This is a genomic window from Psychrosphaera sp. (genome assembly GCF_982872775.1).
This window is the reverse complement of the sequence record NZ_CEYNSH010000071.1, coordinates 1-6,374: the sequence shown is the minus strand read 5'-3', so window position 1 is coordinate 6,374 and position 6,374 is coordinate 1. Positions and strand designations below refer to the sequence as shown.

Genomic DNA, 6,374 nt, shown 5'->3' with positions numbered 1-6,374 from the left:
GTGTTTATTGAAAACACAGCAAGAATGACTACTAACGCTACGCCAGTAGTTCGAAAAATATTATTCATAATGACTCTTAACTTTTATTAAACCAAATTGTGTTTGCGCGATAGCGCACTGTATGGAACAAAGTTAAGCGATAGGTGGTCGATAGAGCCTAGTTGAAATACCCAAAGGCAATATAGTTAATTTTTTGAAGTTATGTGAATCATTTAAAGACAGGTTTGGTGTAAATGCTTTCACCAAAATCCAACTGGTATGATTGCCGCTACAGTGTCCGCAATGGTGGCAGTCCTCGATATCGTGTTCGTTATCTTTATCTAATTGAGGAGAATGATCTGTTTCGTGGTCATGAATAGTTTGTAGATGTTCAACGTCTAATTGATGACTTTCCATGCTTGCAGATACAGCGACGAACGATTGCAAAACAATCGATATAATCAGCAGTATTTTTAAAGCAATGTTGGTGTTCAATATTCTATTCTCTTCATTAGACGCAGGTAATGTAACAAATTTCTGAGTACAAATCTAAGCCAGTTAATCAGTGTAAATGTTACTCATCTCTGCAAATTTCATAGGGAAATTCAAACTCAATGGTGGTATGCGACAAATCAAAACCGCGTAAGTCTTCAGAAATTACTTGCTTGAGTGATTGTAACTTAGGTACATCATATGGCTCATTCAAGACAAGGTGTGCAGTTAACACATGACTTTCGCCATCTAAAGACCAATAGTGCAAGTGATGAACTTCTCTCACCTCAGATTTCGAAAGTAGGGCTTCAGTTATCTTGGCTTGTGTTTCTTTATCAGGTGACGCTTGTAAAAATAATGCTAGCGTAGACCTTAAGTTTTTTAGAACGTTAAATAAAATAAAAAGTGTAAAAGCGATAGATAACAATGGATCTAAAATAGGCCAATCCACAAACATCAAGATAATTGATACGATAAGGACAGCAACCCAGCCAAGGACATCTTCTAATAGATGCCATGTTAATACCTTTTCGTTTAATGTGGTTCCCGCCTTAAGCTTATATACGGCATAACCATTTACTATAACCCCAAGTAGCGCCAATCCTAGCATTCCTTCTACCATTGGCATTTCTGGGTTAGATAACCGAGGAATTGCCTCAACCAAAATAAAGATAGAGCCAGCAATTAAAACAATGCTATTTATTAAGGCACCAAATAATGACAATCGCTTATAACCGTAACTGTAAGTCGACGATGCTTGTTTATCTGAAAAATGACTCAACAACCAAGCAAAGCCTATAGATATGCTGTCACCTAAATCATGAACTGCGTCAGCCATGATTGCCGTACTGTTGGTAAGCCAACCACCGATGAATTCAATGATGGTAAAAGTAACATTTAGAAAAAATGTCCAACCAATGCGTTCATTTTTATCGTGTGCATGATGGTGACTATGATTGTGGCTGTGCATTTTCACCTCTACTTTGGTTGCTAGCATTTCTCAGGCGATTGACATTCACATTGATAAGATGACGAACCACCGATTGATATAACCAGCGTTTTACTCCAGACAAATTAGTACCTTTTTCGCTGTAAAATTCATCTGGCGAATTATATAAACCAAAGTCATCATGAATGCCTTCCTTTTGAATGTATGTATTTTTTCCAGTCCACTCGGTCTCTGGGTTTTCTAAACAGGTGGTTGCGATACCATATCCACAGAAACTACCTTTATCTTGACTGAATTTAGCTTGAACTGAGCTTAGATAATCATGGTCGAGGATAAAGCCTTCTAAGTTGATCCATTCACCATCAAAAAAGACTTCAACCCAGCTATGGATAATATATTTAGGTGCAAGCCAAAACACGTAAGCGGGAATAGCGCCTTTTTGGAGCTGTTGATTAATCGTAAAACCATGAAAAAGGCATTGAATACCGAGCGCCCGCAATAGCGCCATTAACAAGTTACCCTTGGTATTACACTGACCATAGCCATCAGCCAAAACTTCACTTGCTGCTATATCATCATTGCGGTTATATCCGAACTGAATTTCATCTTTAACATAAGTGTAAGTAGTACCTATCTTGTTGTAATCATCTAAAGTGTGCCAATTTCGCTCGGCTATTAGCAATTGTATGGTGTGATCATCAAAGTCTAATATTTGTGTTTTCTCTAAATAATTAGCCTTCATTATCAATCTCCCTTAGGAACATGATTTTGATTTACTTCCACTACAGCTATCGTTTTCGCCTGTTGACTCTGCCTTATTAAGCTCTTTCTTAGCATCAGTAATAATTAGGTAAGCCCCTCTTAAAATTAGGATTGCAATCACACTACCAATGACAATGTCAGGCCAGCGAGAATCAAGCAGCATCACCAACACACCAGCAGCAATAACTCCCATATTTGCAATCACATCGTTGGCTGAAAATATCCAGCTGGCACGCATATGCACTTCACCGTTGTTATGTTTTCTTATTAAAACTAAACAAATGACGTTTACTATTAGTGCTACAAAACCAAAGCCGATCATAAACCAAGAGTGAGGATCACCATCTCCGGCTACTCTTCTTAATATGTCAAAGATTATCAGTAATCCGAGTGTTAGCTGAAAGTAACCACTAATAAGGGCTGCATTGGCTTTATGCTTTAAGGATCTGCTTACGGCATATAAAGCAATACCATAGACAATAGCATCAGCGAGCATATCCATTGAGTCTGCTATCAATGCAGTCGAATTAGCGTATAAACCAACGGTAATCTCAACAAAAAACATAAAGGCATTGATACCAAGTAACCAATAAAGCACATACTTTTGTTTTGCGTCTTTTAATTCGACTTCGCAACCACAACTGCTCATATTTCAAACTCCTATTAGCTTGTATAGTTTAATCATAGACTCTATAGTTGCTATAGGGTCAAGCTTGAATTAAATTAATATGAAAATAGGCCAACTAGCCAAGTTATCGGGCTGTTCAATACAAACAATTAGGTATTACGAAAGAGAAGGTTTATTAAGTCCGCCCAGCCGTAGCGAAGGAAATTTTCGGCTATATGATGAAAAAGCTCTCAAAGAGTTAGAGTTCGTAAAGCATTGTCGAAGCCTCGATATACCTTTGTCAGATATCAAGACTTTGCTTGCTCTTAAGAACAAACCAGAAGAAAGTTGTTCTTCAATCAATAACCTAATTGCAAACCAGCTTGATTTAGTCAACCAGCGTTTAAAAGAATTAAAAGCGTTGAAATCGGAACTTCAAATAATGAATAAAGCTTGCTCTTCAGACAATACCGTTGAAAGATGCGGCATAATGAAAACGCTAGACGTGTAACTGAAACTTCAGTGTCTCCTTTTCGCTCTTAACTGATTGCCATACTTTAATTTCCTAATAAGCGGAGAGTTTAATATGAATCAGTTAAAGACGTCACCATGGAACAAAGGTAAAGTAATAGGCCAACGTAAAACTCTCAAAGTGTCACATATTTGGGGAATACGAATTCGGCTTGAGCTAGAAGATAAAATTCGTGATCTAGCACTTTTTAATTTAGCTCTAGATAGTAAGTTGAGAGGCTGTGATTTAGTAAAATTGCAAGTATCTGATGTCGCTTATGGTCAGTCTGTCTCGCCTAGAGCACATATAATCCAACAAAAGACTAATACGCCTGTACAGTTTGAAATCACTAAAGGGCCGAGAGAATCAATTCAGCGATGGATACATGAGGCAAAATTAAAGCCAAGTGATTTTCTTTTTAAGTCTAGAATTCATAACTCAGACCAAATAACCACTCGGCAATATAATCGTATTTTCAGTGGCTGGATTGAAAAACTAGGTCTCGATTACTCGCTTTACAGCACTCATTTAATGAGAAGAGCCAAAGCTTATCTAATTTACCAAAAAACAAAGAACCTAAGAGTAGTTCAATTGCTTCTTGGTCATAAGAAGTTAGAAAGCACAGTTCGGTACTTAAGTATTGAAGTTGATGATGCCTTGGAAATTTCAGAGTCTATTGAAGTCTAAATAAAATGAGGCAGATATTCTGCCTCATGCCAGTAGCAGACCTTAAGATTTTTTGCAGCAACTACTTCCTTCTTGAATTGGTGGGCATTTGACTGTCCCGTAGGAGCAAAAAACGCAGCAATCACCTTTTAACGGCTTGAGTAGCGCTTTGCATCCATCACATTCGTAATACCACTGGCAGGCGTTTGTTGGCATGGTCTCCACCTTACTAAATCCGCATTCGGGACAGGTAATCTTAGATTCTAACTCTATATCTTGCATATGGGTTCCTTAGCTGGCTTAACGATATCCAACACTGACATGAATATCATCCATGTGATCCCAAAGTAAAATAAGTAAGTGCTCCAGTCGCATTGCCACAACGGATAAAGTGCCAGCAATACTGCAATTGGGCCAACTACACTTAATATGCCTCTTACCACATGCTTATGTTGATACCAGTTGTACGAGTTGACCAAAAAGGCGAGTGCATCAAACAATGGTAATAGAGTATTAACCGCTATTCCTTCAAAATGTGATAGGAAACCAAGCCCTAAAGCTGATGCAAGTGAACCAAGTGCGGGGAAACAAGCTGTGCAGCTAAGTGCGGCTAGCCAAACGCCACCAGAGCCTACTTTATCTAAAGTTTTATTAATCATAATTACCTCTACTTTTGAGGTATTATAAACTCCGTACATAGGTACGGAGTCAACAGCTAATTGAGTGAATTTATTATTGGGCAGAAATTAGGGTCTTGGTTGGTTTTACAAGAAATTGTCATATCTTGAATCACTTTTTCTAACCGTTGCAAATCGGCAATTTTTTCTCGGATCAGCTTAAGCTTGTGTAATCCCATCGATTCGACGTCAGCGCAGTTTCCACTCATCGACATGAGTGAAGCGACTTCATCAAGTGTAAAGCCCAATGCTTTAGCTTTTAATATGAATTTAAGTTGATTGAATTGTGTGTTGCCATAGATGCGATAACCACTATCAGGCTTTAGTGGCTGTACAATAAGTCCTTTACGTTCATAGAATCGGACAGTTTCTACGTTAATGCCTAATTCTTTAGCCAGCTTTCCAATGGTTTTCATAAGCAGCTCCTCTTAAACAACTAGCATCATTTTATCACTATTAGATAAAAGCTGAACTTCCGTTAATCGCTCAATTCAGTCCTTGTGCTAGCTACTAGTGAGTGGCAGAAACACGTACAATCCTGCCTACCAACCTCAACAACTTAAGCTACCGAACGCTCAACTCAAATCCCGACTATTGCAGAGCGGCCATGATTTTCTGTGCGTGTATCCGGTCTAGTAAAGTAAACGCTAGTCCGCGCTTTTAGTTTTTTGTACTGCCGCTTCGTACAGTGACTTAAAACGGTGAGTCGCTGGTACAAGGTCATTGGCTTTTACATAATTGATCTGTGCCAGTTCCTGCTCGTCCATTGCCTCAAACGTTTTTGCCAGTTGGAAATATGAATAAGCAACCTTGGGGAATAAGCGGATGTTGTGCTCATAGGCTTCAATTGCTGCAGCGTAATCTTTCTTGTAATAAAGGCTGTTGCCGAGATTGATAAGCCAGCTTTCCGAAGAAAAGCCAATATTGTAAGCTTCTTTGACTTTTTTATTATGTGCCTTAACGACATCTAAACCTTTGGCACCTTCCACGTATGGTAATTCCCATTCCTTAAATATTGTTTTAAGTCCATGATACTGGGCGTCAAATACCACCGTGAGGTGGCTTTCGTCGGGAAACTCTTTTGATGTCATTGGGTATGACGAATTGCTCTCAAATAGGCTTTTAAGTGACTGATAGCTCGTAATTGTCGTACCTTGTTCGTTTCCTTTGCTGATAAATAAAGGTTTCTGAGGCAGTGACTTGTCCTCAATCATTTGTTTGGCTTCTTTAATAATGCGCTCATCATCCCAAGCTAGTGAGGGACTGATGGCCATTATCCCATCAAAAAGATTTGGCTTGTTTACATAAGTGTAGAAACTAAAAAGACCTCCAAACGAGTGCCCTGATAGCACTTTAAATTCACTTGTTCGGTACTTTTTGTCAATGTGTGGAATTAATTCTTTCTCAACGAAGGCCAAAAACTTGCTGGCACCACCAAATTCCACCTTTTGAAACCATGGATGCGCAAGATCTTTTTCGCTAAACACATTGGGTGTTAAATCTCGAGTTCGGTTCGGGCCGTTAACAATACCAACCAGAATAATTGGCGGAATAATATCGGCGGACTGAAGAAAGTTGACAGTACTGACCATTATCTCAAAATGAACATTGGCGTCGGTAAAATATAAAACCGGATAGGAATAACCGCTTTCATCGTAACCTTCAGGTAAACTAACCATAATTTGGCGTTTTTCGTTTAAAGATTTTGAAAATAATGTCTCACTGTGCCCA

10 protein-coding genes are annotated in these 6,374 nt (G+C 38.7%); 2 read left to right on the top strand and 8 right to left on the bottom strand.

What is annotated here, in order from left to right:
- Positions 1-132: 132 nt before the first annotated feature.
- From AC4E96_RS13625 to AC4E96_RS13610, 4 genes are all read right to left on the bottom strand, one after another.
- Positions 133-474, bottom strand: coding sequence for a hypothetical protein (locus AC4E96_RS13625; RefSeq protein WP_490256212.1), 342 nt, complete (start codon positions 472-474; stop codon positions 133-135).
- Positions 475-553: 79 nt separating this feature from the next.
- Positions 554-1,441: a cation diffusion facilitator family transporter gene (locus tag AC4E96_RS13620; protein ID WP_490256211.1), complete on the bottom strand. Its 888-nt coding sequence runs from the start codon at positions 1,439-1,441 to the stop codon at positions 554-556.
- Positions 1,422-2,162 carry a transglutaminase-like domain-containing protein gene (locus AC4E96_RS13615; protein ID WP_490256210.1) on the bottom strand — a complete coding sequence of 247 codons (741 nt, stop codon included), beginning with the start codon at positions 2,160-2,162 and terminating at the stop codon, positions 1,422-1,424. Before AC4E96_RS13615 ends, AC4E96_RS13620 begins: the two co-directional genes overlap by 20 nt.
- A 12-nt stretch (positions 2,163-2,174) precedes the next feature.
- The gene (locus AC4E96_RS13610; protein ID WP_490256209.1) at positions 2,175-2,831 is read right to left on the bottom strand and encodes a cation efflux transmembrane domain-containing protein; all 657 of its coding nucleotides are present in this window, start codon (positions 2,829-2,831) and stop codon (positions 2,175-2,177) included.
- Between the two features lie 79 nt (positions 2,832-2,910).
- Between AC4E96_RS13610 and AC4E96_RS13605 the strand changes: the two genes are divergently transcribed.
- Entirely contained in the window at positions 2,911-3,300 is a 390-nt protein-coding gene (locus AC4E96_RS13605; protein WP_490256208.1) for a Cd(II)/Pb(II)-responsive transcriptional regulator, read from the top strand.
- Between the two features lie 75 nt (positions 3,301-3,375).
- Positions 3,376-3,987, top strand: a complete 612-nt coding sequence (locus AC4E96_RS13600) for a tyrosine-type recombinase/integrase (protein ID WP_490256207.1) — start codon at positions 3,376-3,378, stop codon at positions 3,985-3,987.
- A 42-nt stretch (positions 3,988-4,029) separates the two neighbouring features.
- On the opposite strand, the gene AC4E96_RS13595 is transcribed toward AC4E96_RS13600, so the two are convergent.
- The 4 genes from AC4E96_RS13595 to AC4E96_RS13580 all read right to left on the bottom strand — a co-directional run.
- The gene (locus tag AC4E96_RS13595; RefSeq protein WP_490256206.1) at positions 4,030-4,248 is read right to left on the bottom strand and encodes a GDCCVxC domain-containing (seleno)protein; all 219 of its coding nucleotides are present in this window, start codon (positions 4,246-4,248) and stop codon (positions 4,030-4,032) included.
- Positions 4,236-4,625, bottom strand: a complete 390-nt coding sequence (merC, locus tag AC4E96_RS13590) for an organomercurial transporter MerC (RefSeq protein ID WP_490256205.1) — start codon at positions 4,623-4,625, stop codon at positions 4,236-4,238. The genes AC4E96_RS13595 and merC overlap by 13 nt, the downstream gene beginning before the upstream one ends.
- Before the next feature lie 56 nt (positions 4,626-4,681).
- Positions 4,682-5,059 (bottom strand): MerR family transcriptional regulator, encoded by a 378-nt coding sequence (locus AC4E96_RS13585; RefSeq protein ID WP_490256204.1) that lies wholly within the window; start codon positions 5,057-5,059, stop codon positions 4,682-4,684.
- 231 nt (positions 5,060-5,290) lie between these two features.
- On the bottom strand, positions 5,291-6,374 hold a 1,084-nt coding region (locus tag AC4E96_RS13580), incomplete at its 5' end, for an alpha/beta hydrolase-fold protein (protein ID WP_490256203.1).